We start from the raw sequence: 22,933 nt of genomic DNA on the forward strand, positions 1-22,933 counted from the left end.
GCCTGCCGATAGTCCAGGGCATCGAACAACGACGCCCCTCACAGGGCGACTGGATGTGCCCATGACCTTTTCCACCCGTGCCTGGCGCCAATCCGCGCTCCGTGGCGGCCTCGCCGTCGTCCTGGCCGCCTCGGCCTGGACGGCCTGGGCACAGCCCGCTCCCGACTGCGACAGCCGCCAGGATTCCGCCGCCTGCCGCCGCGAGGCCGGCGCGGCGCGCGAGGAAGCCCGCCGCGGCGGACTGACCACCCCTGTGGAAGGCAACGCCGGTGCCAACGCGATGGCGCGCTGCCAGCTTCAGCCCGCGGCCGACCGCGCGGATTGCGAAGCGCGGGTGCGCGGCAGCGGTGCGGGAACGACCACCACCGAAGGCAGCGTGATGGGCGGCGGGATCATCCGCGAAACCGTCACGCCCATCCCCGCGGCGCCTGCCACGCCCCGACCTTGATTCCCGTCAAGGCGTCTTCCGCAGCACGCTGATTCCATTCCTTTCCTGTCAACACTCACCAGGAGCAACGCCATGAAGAAGACCCTTCGTCACGCCGGCTTCGCACTGGCCCTCGCCACCGGGGCCCTGTTCGCAAGCCCCTTCGCTCAAGCCGCCGACAGCGGCACGTACAGCCAGGAGCGCGCGATGTGCGGCCACATTCAGCAGGACCGCGCCGCCTGCATCCGCGAGGCGGGCGCCGCCGCACAGGCCGCCCGCCAGGGCAACCTGAGCAGCGCCAACGCCGACACCTACCGCCGCAACGCCCTGGCCCGCTGCCAGCTTCACCAGACCAGCGTGGACCGCGCGGCCTGCGAGGCGCGCGTCACCGGTCAAGGCGACACCACCATCGACGGCAGCGTGCTCGGTGGCGGACTCATCCGCGAAACCGTGACCACCCTGCCGCCGACCCGCATGCCCCGCTGAGCGGGCCCGCCTTCCTCACGACGTCCCTTTCCCGTTGCGGATGGCAACAGGAAAGGGGCGTTCATGTGTGGATAAAAGTAAACAATGCGTGGAAGGGCGACACTACAATCCGCCGGTTCCGATAGAGCCCCTGCCCGCATGTCCAAGACCGCAGCCGCCCAGCCGCCTCGATCCGCTTCCCGCATCCCGTCGCGTCTGCTGGCCGTTGCGCTGGCCTGCGCCCTGCCCTTCGCGGCCGCCTGGGCGGACGAGTACGACAACGTCGAACAGCTCATCCAGCAGCGCAAGTTCGACGAAGGCCTCGCCCAGGCCGACAAGTTCCTGCGCGAGAAGCCCCAGGACCTGCAGATGCGCTTCCTCAAGGGCGTGGCCAATCTCGAGGCCGGGCGCCGCCCCGAGGCCATCGCCATCTTCGAGCAGCTCACCCGAGACGCGCCCAACCTGCCCGAGCCGTACAACAATCTGGCCGTGATCTACGCCGGCCAGGGCGACTTCGACAAGGCCCGCGGCGTGCTCGAGCGGGCCATCCGCACCAACTCCAGCTACGCGACGGCCTACGAGAACCTGGGCGACGTGTACGCCCGGCTCGCCAGCGAGGCCTATGGCAAGGCGCTGCAGCTCGACAAGAGCAACGCCGCCGTGCAGCCCAAGCTGGCCGTGATCCGCACGCTGTTCACCACGCCGAGCGCGGCCCTTCTGGCCGGCAAGGGCGCACCGACGACGGTGGCCAAGGCACCGGCCGCAGCGCCCGCGGCCGCTCCGACGCCCGCCCCTGCACCGGCGGTCGTGGCGAAGGCACCGCCCGCGCCGGCTCCCACGGTGATCGCCAAGGCCCCAGAGCCGGCCCCCGCGCCTCCGGCACCCGCACCCGCCAAGCCACCGGTTGCGGCACCGACGCCCGCACCGGCTCCTGCGGCAGTGCCGGCACCGGCGCCTGTGCCCGCTGCCGCCCCGGCGCCCAAGCCCGCCGAACCCTCGCCCGCCGCCAAGCCGGATGCCAGCAGCGCCGCCCAGACCGATGTGGCCTCGGCCGTCAATGCCTGGGCCAGCGCCTGGTCCAAGCAGGACATGGACGGCTACCTGGCCGCCTATGCCCCCAACTTCGATCCAGCCGACGGCGCCAGCCGCGCCGCCTGGGAGAAGGAGCGCCGTGCCCGCATCGTGGGCAAGAGCAGCATCACCGTCCAGGTCGAAGGCCTGAACGTGGAGGTACAGGGTGACAAGGCCACCGCCAAGTTCCGCCAGCGCTATCGCGCCGACCGCCTGAACGTCAGCAGCCGCAAGACGCTGGAGATGCAGCGTGTGCACGGCAAGTGGCGCATCGTGAAGGAAACCGTCGGCGGCTGAGGCCGGCGACACGCAACGGCGCCCGATCTTGGCGGACCGCTCCAGTTCCCTGAAGCCCTCCACGGCCTGGCTGTGGGCCGCGGGCCTGCTCGCAGCATCCCTGCCGATGGCGGCACAGGCCGCTCCCGCGGAGCGCCACGCCCGGGGCAAGGCACCCGCCAAGTCCGTCGCGGCGCCCGCCGCCCGTTCCAAGAAGGAAGCTGCGCGCGCCGCGCCTTCCCGCGCCGCGGCAGCCGCCCCCGCAGGACGTACGGCGCTTCGCCGCACGGAGCGCACGCCCGTGCGGGCGGCAGCCCGCGCCGCTGTTCCGGCCGCTGCGGCCACGGTGGCCACTGCCGCCGCCACCAGCCGCGTGGTGGCCCATCCGCCCGCCATGGGCACGGTACAGCCCGCCAACGCGTCCGCGGTGCCGAGCGCGCCCAACGACGCCGGTCCCATCCTGCAGGCGGGGGGTGCGGCAGAGGCCCAACTGATCGAGGTCTACCAGCTATTCGGCCGCGGCGAAACGCAGCAGGCGCTGGACAAGGCCCGCGCGCTGGTCAAGACCTACCCCAACTTCCAGCTCGCGCAACTGGTGTACGGCGACCTGCTGGCCACCCGCGTGCCGCCCAACGCCGCCCTGGCGGACGCGGCCAGCCTGGCCCGACTGCGCGGCAACCCTGCCCTGACCGAGCTGCACGAGGAATCGCGGCGCCGCCTGCAGGCCCTGCGCGACCGGCCACCGCCGGGCACCGTCCCCTCGCAGTTCCTGGCGCTGTCGCAACGCAGCCGCTATGCCATTGCCGTGGACGCCTCCCGCTCGCGGCTGTACCTGCTGGAGAACACGGCCAACGGCCTGCAACTGGCCGCGGACTACTACATCTCGGTGGGCAAGGCCGGCACGGACAAGCTCGTCGAAGGCGACGCCCGCACGCCGCTGGGCGTGTACTACGTCACCAGCAACCTCGATCCGCGCACGCTGAAGGACTTCTACGGCGCCGGCGCCCTGCCCATCAACTACCCGAACCCCTACGACAACATGCTGGGGCGCACGGGCAGCGGCATCTGGCTGCACGGCACGCCGCCCGAGCAGTTCTCGCGGCCACCCCAGGCCAGCGACGGCTGCGTGGTGCTGTCCAACCCCGACCTCAAGCAGATCCTGCGCAAGGTGCAGGTGGGCGCCACGCCGGTCGTGATCGCCCGCAGCCTGGACTGGGTGGCGCCGCCCAAGGTGCGCACGCTGGCCGAGCCCTTCGAGACGGCGCTGAGCGCCTGGCTGCAGGCCCGCAGCGGCGGCAACGAGGAGCGGCTGCGCAGCTTCTACGCCACCGAATACCAGCGCGCCGGCCGCCGAGGCCCGGTCACTGTCCCCATCGACAACGTGCTTCGCCAGGAACTGGCCACCGCCCAGGGCCGCAGCATCCAGCTCAAGGACACGTCGGTGCTGATGTGGCACGACAAGCGCGACACGGTGGTCGCCACCTTCGGCGAAGTGGTCGCCGGCGAACGCACCGGCCGCACCCGCCGCCAGTACTGGGTGCGCACCCCGGACAGCTGGAAGCTCTTCCACGAAGACATCCTGGGCTGACCGCCGCGGCCCGCGAGGGCTGGTCACAGGCGCTCCCACCGCGGCGCGATGCGCCCGCCGCGCTCGGCGCACGGCGTTCCGTCTGCATCGACCGGCTGTGTCCACCCTTCCAGCAGCAGCTGACCACGCCCAATACCCCTACGGCGTGGGCGTGAACTATTCAACGTTTTCCCTTGCTTTGTGGCCTGAATGTCAAAAAGCGCGTTACGTAACGCCTCGCGTGACACGGCCGTAACTGGGCGATTTCCGGAATGCACCTTTTCGGTGCACTCTATTCAGCTGCAATTCAGGAAAAATTTTTCTTTTGATTTCAACAACTTGAAAATCAGCACTCATCCGTTTGGCTGATGCAGCCGATGGCGGATGGCTGAGGCCCCCGCAGTGACGGCTTCGGACGGCCTCGCAAATGTGAATACTTCCATCTTATTGATACAGGAAGTTACCGGAACCTAGCATGAACTCGCCTTCGGGCCCCTGTCGTTCTGCTACCACTTTGCGAGGTCAACCATGAAAGCTGCAATCGTTCGTTTTCTGCGTGATGAAGAAGGCGCCACCGCCATCGAGTACGGGATCATCGCGGGCCTGATGGCCCTGATGCTGGTCGCCATCTTCGGCACCGACGGCGCCGTCCAGACCACGCTGGAAGCCATCTTCACCAAGGTCAAGACTGTCGCCACAACGGGCGCGTGAGCCTCCTGGAAGGGTCCGCTGCTCAAGAACGCGTCGCCTCGCCCATGCAGCCCCTCCTCCTGCTGTGGCTCGCCGGTGCGGTCTTCTGCGACCTCCGCTGGCGCAAGGTGCCCAACCTGCTGGTCCTGGCCGGCGTGGTGGGCGCCTTGCTCTCGCTGGCGTTCGGCGCCGCGTTGCCGGGCCTGGACTGGCCTGCGGCACTCGTGGGCTCGGGCGCGGCCTTCGCCGTCCTGCTTCCCTTCTACGCCCTGCGCCTCATGGGCGCCGGCGACGTCAAGTTCGCCGCCGCGCTCGGCCTGTGGGTGGGCCTGGCGCCGCTGGCGCCGATCGCCATCGTCGGCAGTCTGCTCGCCTTCGCCCATGCGCTGGCCGTGCTCGTGCTGCGGCGCTGGCCCCTTTCTCCCCGGCTGATGCTGGCGCTTTCCGGCCGCGAGGCGGACGGCACGGCATCGCCTTCGGCCCGCCGGCCGATTCCCTACGCCGCCTACTTGGCGCTGGCCACCCTCGGGTGGCTGGCATGGCGGGTGCCGCAATGAGCCGGGCGTACGCCGGCCGCGTCCCCTTCGATCCGAACTGAACCGCCCGCCATGCTCCGCTTCTCCAAGATCCTGGCCGTTCTCCTCGTGCTGCTGGCCGTGGCGCTGGCGGTGTATGCGTGGCTGCTGAGCCGCAACCCGGCGCCCGCCCGCACGGCGGCGGCACCCGCCGCCAGCGCCCCGGCCACCGCCGCGCCCGCCGCCACCTATGCGGTGGTGGTGACGAGCAAGGCCGTGCCGGCCGGCCAGCCGATCTCCGCCGACGCGCTGCAGCTGGCGCAGTTGCCCATCGACCCCGCCGGCGCCTTCCGCACCACGGCCGACGTGGCCGGCCGCGTGCCGGTGCTGGACCTGGGTGCCGGCACGCCGGTGCTCGAAGCGCAGCTGAGCACGGGCCTCGCCCTCAAGCTGGCCGAGGGCGAGCGCGCCGTGGCCGTCAAGGTGGACGAGGTCATCGGCGTCGGCAACCGCGTGACGCCCGGCGACTACGTGGATGTCTTCTTCACCCTCAAGGCCGATGGCCGCGACATCGAGCGAAGCCAGGCGCGGCTGCTGCTCGCGCGCCTGCGCGTGCTGGCCTTCGGGCAGGCCTCCCTCGACGGCAACGCCAGCCGTGCGGAGGGCGGCAACGGCCGCGTCAACAGCGCGACCAGCGCATCCACCGGCGGCCAGCGCGTGGAAGCCGCCCGCACCGCCGTGCTGGCCGTGCCCGTGGCCGACGTGAACCGGCTGGTGCTGGTCGAGAACAGCGGCCGCCTGCTGCTGGCGCTGCGCAATCCGGCCGACACTGCCGAGCCCGATCCGCGCCTGTTCGCCGACTTGCCGCCTGCGGTGCAGCCGCTGCCCGCCGCGCGCGGCGACAAGGCCCGCGCGCCTCTGGACGGCATCGACCGCGCCCAGGCCGGCCTCGCCGTGGAAGACCTCGCCAATGGCGGCAACCGGGCCGCGCGCCGGACCGTGGCCGCCGCCCCGGCCTCTTCCGGCACACGCCCCACCCCGGCCGGCCTGGAGGTGGAAGTGATCCGCGGCGACCGTCGCGAGACAGTGCGCTACTGATCGCGCCATGGCCCCGCCCACCGCCCGCCCCTCACCGACCACGACCATGCGCCTGCGTCCCCGCCGCCTTCCGATCCCCACCGTGCTGGCCGTCGCCTTGCTCGCACCCGCGGCCGCGCCCACGGCCCTGGCGCTCACGCCAGCCGCCGACCCGGCCCGGATGGTGCTGACCATGGGCACCCAGAAGGAACTGGTCTTCGACGGCGCGGTGGAGCGCATCGCCATTGCCGACGAGTCGGTGGCCGGCGTCACCATCGCCCGCCGCACGCCAGGCTCGCCGGCGGCGCGGCTGGTCATCACCGGCAAGGCCGCAGGAGGCACCTCGCTGATCGTGTGGGAGAAGGGCAAAGCTGCCGGCCGCACCTACGCCATCGAGGTCCAGCGTCGCACCGCCGTGCTCGAAGGCCGCAGCGAAAGCCTGCCGGAGCACCGTCAGGCGCGTGAGACCGCCCTCGCCGCCTTCCCCGAAAAGGCCGCGCTGACCGACCGCTCCAGCGTGCAGGTCGGGAGCCACACCGTGCAGGTCGACGTGAAGGTGGTGGAGTTCAACCGTAGCGTGCTCAAGCAGGCCGGGCTCAACATCTTCAGCACGCGGGCCAACTCGCACGGCTTCAGCTTCGGCGTGTTCACGCCCACCTCGCTCAGAAGCACGACCTACAACAGCGACGGCTCGCTCACCACCGACGCCAACAACCCGCTGTCGCAGGCCTTCAACCTGCTGTTCAACTTCGGCCGCGCCGGCATCGGCGTGAACATGGGCTTCCTCGAAGGCAACGGCCTGGCGCGGGTGCTCGCCGAGCCCACGCTGGTGGCCCTCTCGGGGCAGAGCGCCAGCTTCCTGTCGGGCGGCGAACTGCCCATCCCAGTGCCGCAGGGCCTCGGCACCACCTCCATCGAATACAAGCCCTTCGGCATCGGCCTGACGCTCACGCCGACGGTGCTGGGCGACGACCGCATCGCGCTCAAGGTGGCGCCCGAGGCCAGCGACCTCGACTATGCCAACGCCCTGAGCCTCAATGGCGTGCCGGTGCCGGCCATCACCACGCGCCGCGCCGATACCACGGTGGAGCTGGGCGACGGCGAAAGCTTCATCATCGGCGGGCTGGTCAGCCGCAGCACCAGCTCCAACGCCGACAAGGTGCCGCTGCTGGGCGACCTTCCCGTGCTGGGCACCTTCTTCAAGCAGAACCGCTACCAGATGAGCGAGAAGGAGCTGGTGATCGTGGTCACGCCGCACCTCGTGCGGCCCATCGCCCGCGGCACCGACCTGTCGCCCTACCTGCCCGGCGCCAACGAACAGCGCGACGGCCCGGTGTGGCGCTCGATCTTCACCGGCAACGTGCCCGGCAGCACGAGCCTGCCCGGCTTCTCGCGATGAGCCGTTCGTGAACGAAGACAGCGCCATGAACGCCCCGCGCGACCGCTTTCCCGACGCTGGCACCGCCACCTATGTGTTCGTGTGCGCCGACCCGGCACGCGTGGCCTGGATGACCGACGCGCTGGCGGGCCAGGGCGTGGTCGTGCCCCTGCGCGCGGGCGCGGGCATCGAGGAGCGCATCGGCATGCTGGCGCCGCAGGCCGTGCTGATCGACTTCGGCGGCGGCGGGGCCGATGACGCGGCCGCCCTGCTGCAGCGCCTGCGCCAGGACTGGCCCGCGCTGCCGGTGGCCGCCGCAGGCCTGGCCACCGACCCCGCCGCCACGCTCGGCGCCCTGCGCGCTGGCGTGGACGACTTCATCGACCTGGCCGGCGCCGCCGAGGATGCGCAGGTCACGCTGCGCGCGCTGATGCAGCGGCGCGCCGCCACGCAGCGCACCGTGCGCGGCGGCACGATCGCCTTGCTGGGCGCACGCGCCGGCGTCGGCACCACCACGCTCGCCACCAGCCTGGCCCTGCTGCTGCAGGAGCAACTGGGAGGCCCGCCGGGCGCCGCACCGCGCAACGCCGCGGCCACCCAACGCCGGGGCGTCGCCCTGCTCGACCTGGGCCTGCCGGCGCGCGATGCGCTGCTCTACCTGGACACGCCCAGCGAGTTCAGCTTCGTGGACGGCGTGCGCAACCTGCGCCGCATCGACCCCACGCTGCTGCAGACCGCGCTGGCCCACCACGACAGCGGCGTGGCCCTGCTGCCGCTGCCGGCCAGCCTGGCGCAGGTGCGCGAGATCTCGCATGCCGACTCGGCCCAGCTGATCCGCCGCCTGGCCGACTTCTTCGACCTGCAGGTGGCCGACCTGGGCGGCTTCTCGTCGGTGGACTTCATCGCCCAGACCGCCCGCGAGGCCGACCGCGTGTGGGTGGTGTGCGACCAGAGCATCGGCGCCATCGTCTCCACGGCCGCACTGCTCAAGGACCTGAAGGCCAAGGGCGTGGACCTGCAGGGCTTCGCGCTGGTGGTCAACAAGTTCGACAGCCATGTGGAGCTCTCGGCGCGCGAGATCGCCGCGCGGCTCGAACTGCCGCTGGCCCATGTGGTGCCGGCGCGGGCCGCCGCCCTCAATGCCGCCGCCAGCCGCGGCGAGATGCTGGTGCGCACCGCGCGCAGCGATGCCTACACCCAGGCGGTGGCCGCGATGGCGCGTGGCCTGCGCGAATCGCTGCCCGGCGGTGGCCCGGGCGCCAACGCACCGCGCAGCGCCGCCGCGTCGCCGGCCCGCTGGCGTGCATTGGGCAAGCAGATCGGCAGCCTGTGGAAGAAGGAGGGTTGAGCGCCATGTCCCCCGACATCCAGTTCGCCGACGACGACCAGGCCTTCGTCGGCTCCCAGCAGTTCCAGGACATCAAGAACTGGACGCACGAGCACCTGCTCACCCGCATCGAGGAACTGGGCGCCGAGTTCGGCCGCTGGTCGCGCGCCTCGATCCAGCAGTTCGTGGAGCTGGAGCTCGACAGCTTCGTGCGACTGCAGCGCGTGCCCATCAACGAGCGCGAGATCCAGCTGGTGGCCGATGCGCTCACCAAGGAGCTGGCCGGCCTCGGCCCGCTGGAGGACCTGCTGAACGACCCGGCCGTCGAGGACGTGCTGATCAACGGCCACAAGAACGTCTACGTCTCGCGCCGCGGCATCCTCACGCGCGAGCAGATCCGCTTCTCGGACGACGAGCATGTGCTGCGCATCGTGCGCCGCATCCTGGCGCCGCTGGGCCGGCGGCTGGACGAGTCGAACCCCATGGTCGACGCACGCCTGCCCGACGGCGGCCGCATCAACGCGGTGATCGAGCCATTGGCGCTGGACGGCATGTCGGTGTCGATCCGCAAGTTCCGCAAGGACCCGCTCACGCCGGCCGAGCTGGTCAAGCTGGGCACCTTCGACGCCGGCATGGCGCAGGTGCTGGAGATGGCGGTGCGGGCGCGCTGCAACATCCTGGTCTCGGGCGGCACCAGCTCGGGCAAGACATCGCTGCTCAATGCGCTGACCACCTTCATCCCCGAGACCGAGCGCGTCATCACCATCGAGGACACGGCCGAGCTGTCGCTGGCCAACGCCCACGTGGTGCGGCTCGAAAGCCGCCAGGGCGGCTTCGATGGCGCGGGGCTGGTCTCCATCCGCGACCTGCTGCGCAACAGCCTGCGCATGCGGCCCGACCGCATCATCGTGGGCGAGGTGCGCGGCGCCGAGGTGATCGAGATGCTGCAGGCCATGAACACCGGCCACGACGGCTCCATGGGCACCATCCACGCCAGCTCGCCGCGCGAATGCATCTACCGGCTGGAGATGCTCGCGGGCTTCGCGGGCTACCAGGGCAGCGAGGTGAGCCTGCGCCGGCAGATCGCCAGCGCCATCGACTTCATCGTGCAGATCGGCCGGCTCTCGGGCGGGCAGCGGCGCATCCTGTCGCTGTCGGAGGTGACGGGCGTGAACGACAACGTGGTCGCCATGCAGGAGCTGTACCGCTACGAGCCGCAGGTCGGGCCCGATGGCGAGGAGCGCGACCGCTGGGTGTCGCTGGGCATCGCGCCGCATTCGCCCAAGATCGCGCGGCTGCGCCAGACCCTGGCCCGCAACGCGCCGGGCGCGGCGGAGGGCCGCCGTGGCTGAGTCGCCGCGCATCGGCCTGCTGCTGCTGGCGGCCGTGGCCCTGATGCTGGCCGCCGCCGGCCTGCTGCTGTGGCAGTGGGCGACCTCGCGCCAGGGCCGGGCCGCCGCCGCGCGCCACCTGGGCGAGCAGCTCGCCGGGCTGGCCGACAGCGACGCCGTGCCGCGCGCACGGCCGGCGCCGCTGTCGACGCCCGCCAGTGCACAGCCGCTGGCGGCCGCACCCGCCGATGGCACGCTGGTCGACCCCTGGGCCGCGACGACCGAGGCGGCTACCGCGGCCAGCCCGTCCGGCCGTGGCCGCCTCGACGAGCTGCTGCCGCCCTGGCTGCAGGGCGCGGTGTCGGCGCCCCAGCTCGGCCTGGGCGCGCTGGCGCTGGTGATCCTGGTGTCGCTGGCAGGCCTGCTGGCCTCGGCGCCCGGCGTGGTCGCGGCACTGGCCGTGCTGCTGCCGCTGTCGGCCTTCTTCCTCTGGTGGCGGGTGCAGAAATTCCGCCGCCGGCTGGTGGGCCAGTTGCCGGGCTTCATCGATGCGATGGTGCGGCTCATCACGGTGGGCAACTCGACGCAGGCGGCCTTCCAGCTGGCCATTCCGAGTGCGCGCGAGCCGCTGCGGGCCTACCTGGAGCGCACCGCCGGCCTGGTGCGTGCAGGCGTGGACCTGGACCGTGCGCTGGCACAGACGGCCGAGAGCGTGCGCGTGCAGGAGCTGCACCTGATGGCTGCCGTGCTGGGCCTGGGCGTGCGCTACGGCGGCCGGGCAGACCTGTTGCTGGAGCGGCTGGCGCACTTCATCCGAGACCGCGAGCAGGCCGACCAGGAACTGCAGGCGCTGTCGGCCGAGACCCGGCTGTCGGCCTGGATCCTCGGCCTGCTGCCGCTCATCGTGGGCGGGCTGATCGTCGCCAACAACCCCGACTACTTCCTGCGCATGTGGCACGACGGCACGGGCCGCATGATGGTCTTCGGCGGCGCGGGCCTGCAGCTGCTGGGCGCGGTGCTGCTGTACCGGGTGGCGAGGCTGTGATGCCGCAGCAACTCAGCCCCACCCTGCTCGCCGCCCTCAGCGTCGCGGTGCTCGCCCTGGGCCTGCTGGTGCTGGGCGCCGCCCTCATCAGTGCCGAACTGCGCCGGCTGCGCCACGAACGCGCGCTGGACCGCGCCCTGGCCCATGGCGCCAGCCTGAGCCAGGCCGGCGACCCCAGCCTGCATGCGCCCCTGGCCGCCCCCAGCGCCAGCGACCTGCCGGTGCACTGGCTGGACACGCGCCTGGGCCGCGCGCTGGTGGCCGACGAGGACCGGCGCCTGATCGACCAGTGCGGCTTTCCGGCCGTGCGGGCGCAGCTCATCTTCCTGCTGCTGCGCCTGGGCATGGCGCTGCTGCTGCCCGTGGTGGTCTACATGGCGTGGGCAGGCAGCCAGACGCCGGCCAGGGCGATGGCTGGGCTGGCCTTCGGCTTCACGCTCGGCTTCATGGGCCCCAAGTGGCTGCTGGCGCGGCGCGCGGCCGACCGCCGCGAACAGGTGGCGCAGGAGCTGCCGCTCTTCGTCGACCTGCTGCGCCTGCTGCAGGGCGTGGGCCTGAGCCTGGACCAGAGCCTGCAGATCATGGCCACCGACTTCCACCATGTGCTGCGCGTGCTGGGCTTCGAGCTGGGCATCGCCAACCGGCAGTACGCCCAGGGCCGCACCCGCGAGCATTCGCTGCAGCGCCTGGCCACGCTGCATGCCAACGAGGACCTGGCCAGCCTGGTGATGCTGCTGGTGCAGGTGGACCGCCACGGCGGCGCCGTGCAGGAGCCGCTGCGCATCTTCAGCGAGCGGCTGCGCGAGCGCCGCCGCATGGAGATGAAGGAGCGCATCGGCCGCATCACCGTGAAGATGACCGTGATCATGGTCACCACGCTGCTGCCGGCGCTGCTGGTGGTCACCGCAGGCCCCGGTTTCCTGGCGATCGTCCGTTCGGTCGGGAGCATGAGATGACATCCCAGATGACACCCCCGTGCCGCTTCGCGGCTCCGGGCGGCCGCCAGAGGCGGCTGCTCTTCGGGCACGTCCAAGCCTGCGCAGGCAGGCTTGGAGCCGCGGCCCTCAGCCCCTCTCTGGCGCCTTCGGCTTGGAGGGGGGCGCACCCGCAGGCCTGGCAAAGCCAGTTCCTGGTGTGCCCTGGCGTGGCCTGCTCCGCGGCCCTTCGACAGGTGCCAATGCTGGCGCTTGTTGTCGCCTCACGAGAAAGGAGTCGCCCATGCACAGGATTTCCGTGATCGCCCTCAGCCTTCTCTGCCTGGGCCTCGCGGCTTGCGGCAGCACGCCGCGGTCGGACTACCCGGGCGCCGGCGCGGCGCGCGAGCGGCAGAACGCACAGGCTGCCGCCGATGCCGTGCCGGCCGGCGAAGGCGCAGGCGCCATCGACAGCGCGGGCACCTACCTGCGCCTGGTCGAGCGCATGCAGCAGGACGGCCTGTGGTTCGCCTCGCTGGCGCATGTGGACGCACTGGAAGCGCGCCATGGCGTGACGCCGGCCTCGACCCGCCTGCGTGCCGATGCGCTGCGCCAGACCGGGCAGGACGCCGCCAGCGCGGCCGCCTACCGGCGCCTGGTGGGCACGCCGCTCGAAGCGGCCGGCTACCACGGCCTGGGCCTGCTGGCGGGCGGCAAGGGCGACTTCGCCGAGGCCGCGCGCCTGATGGAGCAAGCCCGCCGCAGCACGCCCACCGACGGCCTGCTGCTGAGCGACCTGGGCTATGCCTTGCTGCGCGCCGGCCGCATCGACGCCGCCCGCGTGCCGCTGATGCAGGCGGCCCAGCTGCGCCCCGACCAAGCCCAGGTGCAGGCCAACCTGGCCCTCTACCTGGAAGCGAGCGGCCGAACCGATCAGGCGAGCGCGCTGATGGACGCCCAGCGCCTGCCCCCGGCCAGCCGCGAGGCCATCCGCCAGGCGGGGCGCGACCTGGCCGGCGGGGGCGCGCCCGTGGCCACCGCCGACCTGCCGGCCGGCTTCGCGCCCGGCGGCCTGGCCCTGCGCACCGCCACCCGCGCCAGCCTGCCGCGGACGGCTTCACCGGCCGCCGCGGCCACCACCGCGAGCGCCGCCGAGCGCGCGCCCAACGCCCCCGACACCGGAAGGACGCCATGACGAAGACGACCCCGCTTTCCCTGCTGCTCCTGGGCCTGCTCGTGGCCGCACCGGCCCGGGCCCAGATCTCGGCGGCGCCGCTCGCCGCATCGACTTCGGCGGACAGCCGGCAGGTGACGCCCGTGCAGGTCGCGCCGATGCCGGTGACGGCTGCGCCGGTGCCTGCCCCGTCGGTCGCACCCTCGGGCGGCAGCGGCGCGGCCCTGGACGAGACGGCCGCCGCCACCGACCAGCCTGCGCTGCCGGTCGGCGCGGCCACGCAGCGCCTGCTGGCCTTGCAGCGTAGCGGCACGATGGCTTCGGCCACGCCGCGCCCCATCCCGGGCGAGGTGGCGCATCGCAGCTACGAGCGCTACCTGAACAGCTTCAACCACCCCATTCCCGACCGGTACGGCTCCTCTGTGTCGGTGCGCCAGGGTGGCACCGGCACGGGCACGTCCACCGGCGGCGCCCGCTGAACGACGACCGACATGCCGAGAACGGGCAGCCCTCGCGTACACGCCACGCGGCCGCGCGCCGCGCGGGTGCAGCGCGGCGTGTACTCGCTGGAGTACGCGATGGTGTTCCTGCTGTTCTTTGCGCTCATCTACACCATCGTGTGCTACGCGATCGTGTTCACCTTCCGCTTCGGGTTGCAGAACGCCGCGGAGGATGGGGCGCGGGCCGCCGTCCGGTATCAGCCCTCCCTGGAGCAGCGACGTCTTCACGCCCAGGAGGTCGCCCTGGCACGGACGCGCGGCTGGTTGCCCGTGGAACCGGAGGTGCGTGCGACCGTGTTGGCGCAAGGCCCGCTCTGCGACGCCACGGCCGCCGGCCGCTGCAGTGTCCAGGTCACCGTGCAGGCATCGGGCCTCAATCGCGTTCTCCCGCCCTTGGCCGGGCTGGTGATGCCGGACGTCCTGCGCGGCCAGGCGCAGGTGCTGCTGGACGGACGCGCCCTATGAGCGCCCGCCCGGCCGCTCTGAAAGGCAGGCTCACCGCAGGCAGAGCCGAAGGTGATCCGATGCGCACCCGCCCAACCACGCCAAAAAGCGCTTGCACCGGCGGCAGGCTCCACGGAAGTCCGGCGCGCTCGCGACGCGTCCGCCACCGCCGGCCGTCGCAACAGGGCGTGGCGGCACTGGAATTCGTGATGGTGTGTCTGGCACTGCTGTTCTGCTTCTATGGCCTGACGACCTTCGGTCTGGCGCTCTACACCCGCCAGGCTCTCTCACGTGCCACCGAGGACGGTGCGCGCATGGTGGGCGTGCTGCCCGCCTTCGGCAGCGCCAGCGCAGCGGAGCGGCTCGCCGCCCTGGATGCGATCCGCAACGCAATGCTCGACTCGCTCGCGGGTTCGCTCATCACGCCACTGTCGCAGTCCGGCAGCACCGAGACCCGGCGACGTTGGATCGCCGACACCGTGCGCATCGAGATTGCACAAGCCGCCCCCACGAGCACCCTCACCCTTGCCGTGTACTACCCCTACGCGACCAGTGGCGTGTTTCCTGCCGTGCCGCTGCTGACGCAGGCCGCCTGGGTTCCCGACCAACTGTCAAGTCAGGCGGTGGTCGCATTGCCGCCTCGCTGAGCCCCGCATGTCGACGTGCCCCCTTCCTTTCTCCACGAGCCGGCGGCGGCAGACCGGCTCGGTGGCCGTACAGGCCGTCATCGCGCTGAGCCTGATCGTGATCGCACTGGGCAGCATCCAGATCGGCTATCTCTTCTTTGCCAAGCGCGAATATCAGAAGGTGGCGGATCTGGCCGCGCTGGCGGGCGCGCAGCAACTGACCCCACAAGGGGACACCGCGGCACAGCGGTGTGCCCGGGCCGTGGCCGCGGCCATCGACAACGCGCGTGCCAACGCGCCGGAGATCACGCTGGCACCGCCGGTATGCGGGCGCTGGGACCCGAGCTATGCCGAGTCTCGCCACTTTCGCGCCGGCGCGACCGACTACAACGCGCTCATGGTGCGCGTGGAGCAGGACGCTCCTGCCGTGCTGCCCTTCTTCAGCGGCAGCCGGACTGTTGCCACTGAAGCGGTCGCCTCGCTGGATGCGCCAACGGCCGCCTTCTCGGTGGGTTCGCGTCTGCTGCGGCTGGAAGACGGAACCCTGCTTCCGTCTCTGCTCTCGGCCGTCGGCCTGAACCTGGGCACCACCGACCTGTTGAGCTATCGCGGGCTCGCCAACGCCACCATCACCCCGGCTGGCCTGCTCAAGGCGCTGGGCGTGCCGGTCGAAGGCGACGTGGACGTGGGCACCCTCAGCGGCGTGGCACAGGTGGCCAACCTCACGCTGGGCGGCCTGCTCGACGCTTCCATCGATGCACTGGTCCAGCAGGGCAGCGCCGCAGATGTGCAGCTCGGCCTGCTGCGCAGCCTGCGGGCAGGACTGACGCTTCAGGCCCTGCAGGCGCGCGTGCCGCTGTTCGGCGCAGAGGGGAGCCCGGGCATCCTGGTCGGACTGGACACGACCGGTCGCGCCGCGCTGGACACCGGTGTGGACCTGCTCAGCCTGGTGACCGCCGGCGTGTCGGTGGCCAACGGTGCCAACCTCGTCGACATCGGCAACCTGGGTGTGCTGAACGTGGTCCAGGCCAAGGCCAGCATCGTGGAACCGCCCCAGATCGGCATCGGCGGCGTCGGCACCATCGCCCGCAGCGCGCAGGTGCGGGTCTATCTGCGGGTCAACACCGGCGCCACTCCACTCGTGGGCCCTGTGCTCGACCTCTTCGGCACGGGCATCGACCTGCCCGTGATCATCGAGCTGGCCCAGTCGACGGGCGAACTCAGCCGCATCAGCTGTGAGGCGCCCCGACGCAACGCGACCATCGACGTGAGTTCGTCGCAGGTCAACGTGTGCCTTGGCCGCTTCCACGACATGACTTCGGTGAAGGACGGCGATCCTGCGCACTTCTTCTCGCAGGCCAATCGATGCGCGCCGGACACCGGCGGCGTCTTTCCCGACACCCTCGACGGCGTACGCCGCCACCAGATCCTGAACGTGGTGGGCGTGCTGCCGCTGACATCGCGCGTCGGTCTGCCGGTGCTGGCCTCGCAGGCGCCCATGCCAGCCACGCTGCAAGAGCCGATCAGCCCTGACGATGGACGTTCACGAGCCACGCTGACGGGCCCCGGCCTGAACCTGGCGCAGTCGGTCAGCAACATTGCCGACGCCGTGACCGTCGGCATCCTGGGCGACTTGCTCGGTCAGGGCGTGAGCCTGAGCCCCGCGCAACGCGGTAGCCTGGCCACCAGCCTGGTCGGCACCGGCAACAACGGCGCTGGCAACAGCATCTCCAAGGTGTCCAACGACCTGCGATGGTCGGACAGTGCAATGGCGGCCCTGGGCGACCGGGTGGCGACGGGCGGTCTTACTGGCGTGCTCGGCGGCACCCTTCAGCTGGTGGGCAATCTGCTGGGAACGGTGCTCCTCGACCCGCTGGCGGACCTGACATGCACCCTGGCCATCGTGCCCAGCGCCATACGCAACTGCCGCATCAGCTACATCCAGAACACGACGCTCAACAGCAGCTCCAACGCCTTGCATGGCGTCACGTCGATGGTCGTGATCATCCTGCAGCCCGTGCTCAACCTGCTCAGCCAGGCCCTCAACACACTGCTCGGCAACGTCCTCGGCGTGTCGCTCGGCCAGACCGATGTCTCGCTGATCTCGGTGGGCTGCGGTCGTGCGCGGCTCGTGTACTGATGCGCCGGAAATCATGAGCGTCTCCCCCGCCTTCGACGAACTCGACCTCTATGTGTGGGAGGGCAAGGCCGACATCCTGGACCGGGTGGCGCGCTGCATGTCCAGCTTCGACGTGGACGTGATCCGCGCCGATGATCGCTTCATGAACCTGCCCGAGCGCGAGCAGCCGCTGCGCCCGTCGCTGGCCGTGATGAGCGTCACCGCCATCGATGGCGGCGGCCTGCCGCATGCCACCGAACTGCTGCAGGGCATGCCGGTGATCTGGGTGGGCGCGAGCACCCGCGAGCGCGATCCGCGCAACTACCCGCCCGAGTACCTGCACGTCCTGCCCTACGACTTCACCTGCGCCGAGCTGCGCACCATGGTCGCCAAGCTGGTGCGCCAGTTGCGCGCCCGCGCGGCCGAAGCGCCGGCGCCCGGCGAGCTGGTGGCCCTGTCCGAGCCCATGAAGGGGCTGCTGGCCGAGGTGAACACCTTCGCGGGCAGCGACCATTCGGTGCTGGTGCAGGGCGAGACCGGCGTGGGCAAGGAACGCGTGGCGCAGTTGCTGCACCATGGCCATCCCACCTATGGCAAGGGTGCCTTCGTCGCGGTCAACTGCGGCGCCATTCCCGACGGCCTGTTCGAGTCGCTGTTCTTCGGCCATGCCAAGGGCTCCTTCACCGGCGCCGTGCATGCGCACCGCGGCTACTTCGAGCAGGCCACCGGCGGCACGCTGTTCCTGGACGAGATCGGCGACCTGCCGCGCTACCAGCAGGTCAAGCTGCTGCGGGTGCTGGAGGACGGCGCCGTCACCCGTCTGGGCTCGGCCACGCCGCTGCGGGTGGACTTCCGCCTGGTGGCGGCCACCAACCGCAACCTGCGCGAGATGGTGGCCGCGGGCGAGTTCCGCGCCGACCTGTTCTACCGGCTGGCGGTGATCGAGCTGCGCATCCCCAGCCTGGAGGAGCGCGGCGAGGCCGACAAGATCGCCCTCTTCAAGGCCGTGCTGACCGGCGTGCTGGGCGAGCCGCTGTTGCAGGAACTGGGTGAGGCGCCGCACTGGCTGACCGACGCCATCGCCTCGGCCACCTTCCCGGGCAACGTGCGCCAGCTGCGCAACCTGGCCGAGCGGGTGGGCGTGATCGCGCGGCAGACGAAGAGCTGGGAGCCGACACTGATCCAGCGCGCCTTGGCGCTGGCCCGTCCGGTGGAGGTGCCCTCCGCTGCGCCGCTGGAGCGCCGCGGCTGGAACGCCACCGAACGCAACCGCATCATCGCGGCGCTCGAAGTGAACGACTGGCGCCGCCAGGACGCCGCCCAGCACCTGGGCATCAGCCGCAAGGTGCTGTGGGAGAAGATGCGCAAGTACCAGATCATGGACGGCGAGCCGGGCGTGCCGGAGGCGCCGGAGGCGTCCTGAGCCGAAGGGGCCGCGCAGGCCGGACCGGATGGCGCGCTCAATGTATGGACGTCGGTGACGGGCGATCGGCCTCGCGCTTGCTCAGTTGCGTGGGGATGCGGTAGTCGCGGCGGATTTCTAACCTGCTCAATTCGAACGGAGCGTCCCCTCGAATGACCTTCATCGCCGCCGCAGTGAATTCGACCAGCCGCTCCCGCTGCATGTCGTCATATCGGAAGTTGTCCTAGACGGCTTGGGCGCCGCGCAGTTCTGCCTCGGTTTCCGCACGCCGCTGGGCCTTCTCAGCGGGTGTCATGACTTTCCTTTCCTCCTGACGGTCGGCCAACCGGAGTGGTGGCGACGTCGAACAATCTTGTGCAGAGGCCGGGTTGAGGCAGAGCGGCGCCAGGAGCGCCGTTCCACAGATGCTTGACCACCTTTTCGCAAGCGAAGCTGCCTTCTTCCCAGGGCCGCATTCGGGTAGCCGAGGCTGCCCGATCCAGCCATGGCCATCGGGTCCACATCGATGGGCTTGCCGCCCAGCCCCACGTCTTGAAGCAATTCATAGGCGGCCTTTCCATTGCAGGCGAGGCCAAATCGATGCGCATTCGGCCGGTGGCTGCTTTGCTGTAGCGCCGGCAGCGAAGTCAGCTCTTCTTCTTCGGGCCGAACATCCGCTCGATTTCCTCGGCCATGGGATCGGGGCCGACCCATTGCCACCAGGCGGGCTGTGTCACAACGCGGCCGGTATCAGGATCCTGCCCGTTCAGGACGGGGAACCATCCGTCATCGCCAAGGGTGTGGATGCGCCGCTGCATGGGGATGGCCGCATTCAGTGCGTCGTCGGCAAAGAAGCCGAGCCAGCGGCCGTCCTTGGGAACCCGCTGGCCGGTCCTGGGCATGTCGCTGAACTTCTTCTGATCGCGCTCGCGCAGTTGCTCGGGAGTGAGATATCTGCGGCGGATTTCGAGGCGGACCATCCTCGTTGCGGTGTAGGGGTCTTTGTCCCGAGGGTTGATATAGCTGAGTTTGACCTTGACCAGATAGGGTGCGTAGGCCGGCTTCAGGATGTCGTACTCGAAGGTGGCCGGCTGACGCACGATGCCCAGATGCATGATCACTTCGGGGGGATAGAGATTGCCGCCATCCTGCAGCCATCCTGGCGCAACCTTCAGATTCAAAAGTTGCTCAAGACGCTCCCGGTCGAGGTCCATCGGCGGACTGAGTTCGATCTGGAAGTGATACGGCTCGACCTTGCCCTGGTCATCCGTCGTGCCGAGCATGTAGATGCCGGTCCACTGGTTGAGAAAGCATGCGTCAAAGTCGAAGGTAGTGCCGCCGCGGTACGCTTCACCACTCACGATGGCAGGCCTTCGATCCGAAATCGGAAGCAGTCGAGCCAAGCCCTCGAACGGCGCATCCCCACGGATGACCTTCATCGCTGCCCCGATGAAGTCGATCAGCCGTTCGCGCTGAGCCTCGGTGTAGCGGAAGCTGTCGTAGACGGCCTGAGCCGCTCGTTGGCGAGCCTGGTAGTCCTCCCAGGCCTTCTGCTTATCAGCGGGTGCCATCACTTTCTTTTCCTCGGGTGGGTTGCCGAACTGAATTGGTGGCGATGTCAAACAATCTTGTGCAGAAGCCGGGTTGAGGCAGAGCAGCGCCAGGAGCGCCGTTCCAAAGGTGTTTGACCACCTCTTCGCAAGCGAAGCTGTCCTCCTCCCAGGGTCGCATGCGATAGCCGAGGCTGCCCGGTTCCGCCATGGCCATCTGATCCACATCGATGGGCTTGCCGCCCAACCCCACGTCTTGAAGCAATTCATAGGCGGCCTTTCTTGCCAAGGGAATCTCGGTTCGCAGGACGTCGGGCAGGTAGCCCGGTCGGTCCGGCTTCTTCTTGTTCGCGCTGTCGAAGTAGCAGAGCAACTGGTAGTACATGGCAATGACCATGCGATGCAAGCCCACCAGCGCGCTGGGTTCATTGGGTAACGGGGTCTTCGCTGCCAGTGCGTGGTACTTCGGCGGCATCAAGGTGGCCCAGACGAGGTGAATGTTGGGCAGATGCACGTAGTCGAACGGATGACCGTCACGCTCACCGGCGCCGAGATGACGATGCTGCCGGTGGTGCTGCGGATGGTCACGCCCTGGCGGGCCAGGGCCTGCACGGCATCGCGCTGCGCCTGGATGCGCACCGGCCCCTCGCCCACGATCCACTTCATGCCGGCCCTGCGCGCGAACACGCGAAGGCCCTGCTTGGCGGCCACCAGCCAGCGCCGGCCCACGCTCAGGCTGGTGTGGCCCTCGCTGGTCAGGGCCACGTGCTCGCCCGCCTGCAGGTGCAGGCTCTGCGCCGTGGTGGCGGCCAGGCCTGCCGCGCTGGCCAGCACCAGGTGCGGCTGCTGCAGTTCCGGAAAGCACCGCTGCGCCGCATCGGCCTGGCCTTCGCCCTGGATGTCGGACGCCTGCCGGGCCAGCCGCTGTGCCACGGCGTCCTGATCGGCGCCCCTTTCCTGCGCCTTGGCGATGCTGGCGGCATCGGCCAGGCCCTCGTGCTGGCGCGTGGCCGCCTTCAGGCGCGCGACGGTTTCGCCCAGGCTCTTGGCATGTTCGGCGGCGTTGGCCCGCCCTTCGGTGGTGATCAGCATCCCGTCCTTGGCCCGCAGCACGCCGTGCCCATCGGTACGCAGCTCGAAGCCCTCACCGCGCGCGTCCTTGCGGCCCTGGTGGTCCTCGATGCGCGTGATCGCTCCCAGGCTGAGGCTGGAGTGCTGGTGGTCGCTCTTGAGCTGGGCCTGGATCTGCCCGGCCGTGTCGTCCATCACCAGGTGGTTGCTGCGTCCGGCCGCGCTGTTGCCGCCCCCGTCGGTCATCTCGCGGCTGCGAAAGCCGCTGAGGGCGCTCTGGCTGGGCAGCTTCCACGGCGGCAGGTTCAGCTGGTTGTGCACCCGGCCCGTGCAGATCGGCAGGTCCGGATCGCCGCCGAGGAAGTCGACGACCACCTCCTGCCCGATGCGCGGGAGGTGCACGCCGCCCAACTGGTTGCCCGCCCACGGGCTGCAGACGCGCAGCCAGCAGCTGCTGTGCGGGTTCTCCCGGCCCTGCCGGTCCCAGGGGAACTGCACCTTGATGCGGCCGAGTTCGTCGGTCCACAGCTCCTGGCCCGCGGGGCCGACCACGCGGGCGGTCTGCGGGCCGTGGGTATGCGGCTTGGTGCGGGTGAGCGCCGGCCGCAGCGGCTCGGTGATCGGATGGGCCAGCAGGTCCACCTGCACCCGCCAGCGTTGCTGCGCCTGGGGCCGCGCTACCGTCGCCCCCGCGGCCAGCGCCGCCTGGCTGTCCTGCCCCACGTCCTCGATGAGGAAGTCGGTTTCCAGGACCAGATATTCCGCATTGGCCGCTTCCCTTGGATGGCCCTGCAGCACGAAGCTGAAGCCCGGCACCATGCCGCGCAGGTTGCCGCTGGCCCGCGCACGCGCCCCCGAGGTGCGCAGCTGCTGCATGCGAAGCCGGGCGATCAGGTCGCCCTCGGCCAGCGGGTCATTCGGGCGCGCGGTGCCTGCGCGTGGCTGGGCGTAGTGGCTGCCACCGAGGCTGGCATGCCAGGCGTAGACCTCCGCCTCCGCAAAGCCCGTGGGCCGTGGATCGCTGCGGCTGACCGAGAGGTCGGCCCGGGGGCGGGTGTAGTCGTAGTCGCGGCTGCTGTAGCGCCCGCTGGTGAGCCTGCTGGCGGGCATGAAGGCATGCAGATACTCGGCGTCGAGCTTCCAGCCGGGCGGGTGATAGGCCACCTGCCGATAGGCCTCGCTCGGGTTGGGGCTGAAGGCACCCAGATGGTCCGAGAGCACCAGCCGGTGGGCGCCCGCGTCGTGCTCGAAGTGGTAGCTGATGCCCCATTCCTGGCACAGGCGCTCGAAGAAGGCGAAGTCGCTTTCGTTGAACTGGGTCTGGTAGTCGCGGATGGGGAAGGACTCGGCCAGACGCTTGTCGACGGGGAAGGGGTAGTTCGCCAGGAGGGCGTCGAGGATGTCGACGACGGTGGCGTTCTGGAAGATGCGGCAGTCCGAATTCAGCGTGGCCAGGTGCAGCCAGGGGCGAAGGAGGAGGCGGTAGCGCAGGTGTCGGCCATGCTCGCCCAGCAACTCTGCTTCGGTGATGAGGGCGTTGATCTGGCGGATGCCGGCGCCGAGGCGATCCACGGCATCGCCGACACCGCCGGGCACGAAGGTGCCGGCACCATCGAGGTCGATCTCGCAATGGATCTCGCGGCCGATCAGCGCGTCCAGGTCGATGTCGGCGCAGGCATCGGCCAGGGCGCCGGGGTCCAGCGCATCGGGGGTCTGCAGGAGCAGCTCATAGGTGAAGAGGGCATTGACGCCCTCGTGGCCCGACAGCCGCACGGGCTGCAGCAGGGGCGTGCCGGCAAAGACCGTCAGTGCGGGCGAATGCACCCGCAGCGTGTGTGACAGCGTGGACATGAAACCTCCCTGGTCTCGCGCCGGCGGCCTTCTGGGGATGAGGCGGCTCGGCTGGGGCGGGAGGTTAGCGGCGCGACGCGCGCGGCGCGGCGTCCGGCGCGGACCGCCGGCTC

Annotated in this window: 21 protein-coding genes; 18 read left to right on the forward strand and 3 right to left on the reverse strand. The window is 70.5% G+C overall.

The window, feature by feature from the left end; translation table 11 throughout:
* The first annotated feature begins 61 nt into the window (after positions 1-61).
* The 18 genes from KBC94_RS13360 (at position 62) to KBC94_RS13445 (ending at position 18,369) form a co-directional block, all read left to right on the forward strand.
* Positions 62-448 (forward strand): hypothetical protein, encoded by a 387-nt coding sequence (locus KBC94_RS13360; RefSeq protein ID WP_294370714.1) that lies wholly within the window; start codon positions 62-64, stop codon positions 446-448.
* 72 nt (positions 449-520) lie between these two features.
* Entirely contained in the window at positions 521-913 is a 393-nt protein-coding gene (locus tag KBC94_RS13365) for a hypothetical protein (protein ID WP_017757397.1), read from the forward strand.
* A gap of 138 nt (positions 914-1,051) precedes the next feature.
* Positions 1,052-2,260 (forward strand): tetratricopeptide repeat protein, encoded by a 1,209-nt coding sequence (locus KBC94_RS13370; protein ID WP_294370717.1) that lies wholly within the window; start codon positions 1,052-1,054, stop codon positions 2,258-2,260.
* A gap of 28 nt (positions 2,261-2,288) precedes the next feature.
* On the forward strand, positions 2,289-3,827 hold the full coding sequence (locus KBC94_RS13375) for a L,D-transpeptidase (protein ID WP_294370719.1): 1,539 nt from the start codon (positions 2,289-2,291) through the stop codon (positions 3,825-3,827).
* Between the two features lie 507 nt (positions 3,828-4,334).
* Positions 4,335-4,517, forward strand: coding sequence for a Flp family type IVb pilin (locus KBC94_RS13380; protein WP_017759181.1), 183 nt, complete (start codon positions 4,335-4,337; stop codon positions 4,515-4,517).
* A gap of 44 nt (positions 4,518-4,561) precedes the next feature.
* A complete protein-coding gene (locus KBC94_RS13385) occupies positions 4,562-5,053 on the forward strand; it encodes a prepilin peptidase (protein WP_294370720.1) in 492 nt (163 codons plus the stop codon).
* A 51-nt stretch (positions 5,054-5,104) separates the two neighbouring features.
* Positions 5,105-6,109, forward strand: a complete 1,005-nt coding sequence (gene cpaB / locus KBC94_RS13390) for a Flp pilus assembly protein CpaB (protein WP_294370722.1) — start codon at positions 5,105-5,107, stop codon at positions 6,107-6,109.
* A 46-nt stretch (positions 6,110-6,155) separates the two neighbouring features.
* The gene (locus KBC94_RS13395) at positions 6,156-7,487 is read left to right on the forward strand and encodes a type II and III secretion system protein family protein (RefSeq protein WP_366934699.1); all 1,332 of its coding nucleotides are present in this window, start codon (positions 6,156-6,158) and stop codon (positions 7,485-7,487) included.
* A gap of 25 nt (positions 7,488-7,512) precedes the next feature.
* Positions 7,513-8,814, forward strand: coding sequence for a histidine kinase (locus tag KBC94_RS13400; protein ID WP_294370724.1), 1,302 nt, complete (start codon positions 7,513-7,515; stop codon positions 8,812-8,814).
* Positions 8,815-8,819: 5 nt separating this feature from the next.
* Positions 8,820-10,145, forward strand: coding sequence for a CpaF family protein (locus KBC94_RS13405; RefSeq protein ID WP_234194434.1), 1,326 nt, complete (start codon positions 8,820-8,822; stop codon positions 10,143-10,145).
* A complete protein-coding gene (locus KBC94_RS13410; protein ID WP_294370729.1) occupies positions 10,138-11,169 on the forward strand; it encodes a type II secretion system F family protein in 1,032 nt (343 codons plus the stop codon). The genes KBC94_RS13405 and KBC94_RS13410 overlap by 8 nt, the downstream gene beginning before the upstream one ends.
* The gene (locus KBC94_RS13415) at positions 11,169-12,125 is read left to right on the forward strand and encodes a type II secretion system F family protein (protein WP_294370730.1); all 957 of its coding nucleotides are present in this window, start codon (positions 11,169-11,171) and stop codon (positions 12,123-12,125) included. Before KBC94_RS13410 ends, KBC94_RS13415 begins: the two co-directional genes overlap by 1 nt.
* A 262-nt stretch (positions 12,126-12,387) precedes the next feature.
* Positions 12,388-13,278 carry a tetratricopeptide repeat protein gene (locus KBC94_RS13420; protein WP_294370734.1) on the forward strand — a complete coding sequence of 297 codons (891 nt, stop codon included), beginning with the start codon at positions 12,388-12,390 and terminating at the stop codon, positions 13,276-13,278.
* A complete protein-coding gene (locus KBC94_RS13425) occupies positions 13,275-13,736 on the forward strand; it encodes a DUF3613 domain-containing protein (RefSeq protein ID WP_294370736.1) in 462 nt (153 codons plus the stop codon). The genes KBC94_RS13420 and KBC94_RS13425 overlap by 4 nt, the downstream gene beginning before the upstream one ends.
* A gap of 12 nt (positions 13,737-13,748) precedes the next feature.
* Complete coding sequence (locus tag KBC94_RS13430) at positions 13,749-14,222, forward strand: TadE/TadG family type IV pilus assembly protein (RefSeq protein WP_294370738.1); 474 nt, start codon at positions 13,749-13,751, stop codon at positions 14,220-14,222.
* Between the two features lie 167 nt (positions 14,223-14,389).
* Positions 14,390-14,848, forward strand: a complete 459-nt coding sequence (locus tag KBC94_RS13435; protein ID WP_294370740.1) for a TadE/TadG family type IV pilus assembly protein — start codon at positions 14,390-14,392, stop codon at positions 14,846-14,848.
* A 7-nt stretch (positions 14,849-14,855) separates the two neighbouring features.
* A complete protein-coding gene (locus KBC94_RS13440) occupies positions 14,856-16,967 on the forward strand; it encodes a TadG family pilus assembly protein (protein WP_294370742.1) in 2,112 nt (703 codons plus the stop codon).
* Positions 16,968-16,980: 13 nt separating this feature from the next.
* A complete protein-coding gene (locus KBC94_RS13445) occupies positions 16,981-18,369 on the forward strand; it encodes a sigma-54 dependent transcriptional regulator (RefSeq protein ID WP_294370743.1) in 1,389 nt (462 codons plus the stop codon).
* Positions 18,370-18,995: 626 nt separating this feature from the next.
* Here the strand turns inward: KBC94_RS13445 and KBC94_RS13450 are convergent.
* Genes KBC94_RS13450 through tssI form a run of 3 tightly spaced genes read right to left on the reverse strand, consistent with a single transcriptional unit; the run spans position 18,996 to position 22,820 of the window.
* A complete protein-coding gene (locus KBC94_RS13450; protein WP_294370744.1) occupies positions 18,996-19,919 on the reverse strand; it encodes a hypothetical protein in 924 nt (307 codons plus the stop codon).
* A complete protein-coding gene (locus KBC94_RS13455) occupies positions 19,906-20,412 on the reverse strand; it encodes a hypothetical protein (protein ID WP_294370745.1) in 507 nt (168 codons plus the stop codon). The genes KBC94_RS13450 and KBC94_RS13455 overlap by 14 nt, the downstream gene beginning before the upstream one ends.
* A complete protein-coding gene (tssI, locus tag KBC94_RS13460) occupies positions 20,373-22,820 on the reverse strand; it encodes a type VI secretion system Vgr family protein (protein WP_294370747.1) in 2,448 nt (815 codons plus the stop codon). Before tssI ends, KBC94_RS13455 begins: the two co-directional genes overlap by 40 nt.
* Positions 22,821-22,933 lie beyond the last annotated feature (113 nt).

This window comes from Pseudacidovorax sp., assembly GCF_017991995.1.
In the GTDB taxonomy this organism is placed as follows: domain Bacteria; phylum Pseudomonadota; class Gammaproteobacteria; order Burkholderiales; family Burkholderiaceae_C; genus Xenophilus.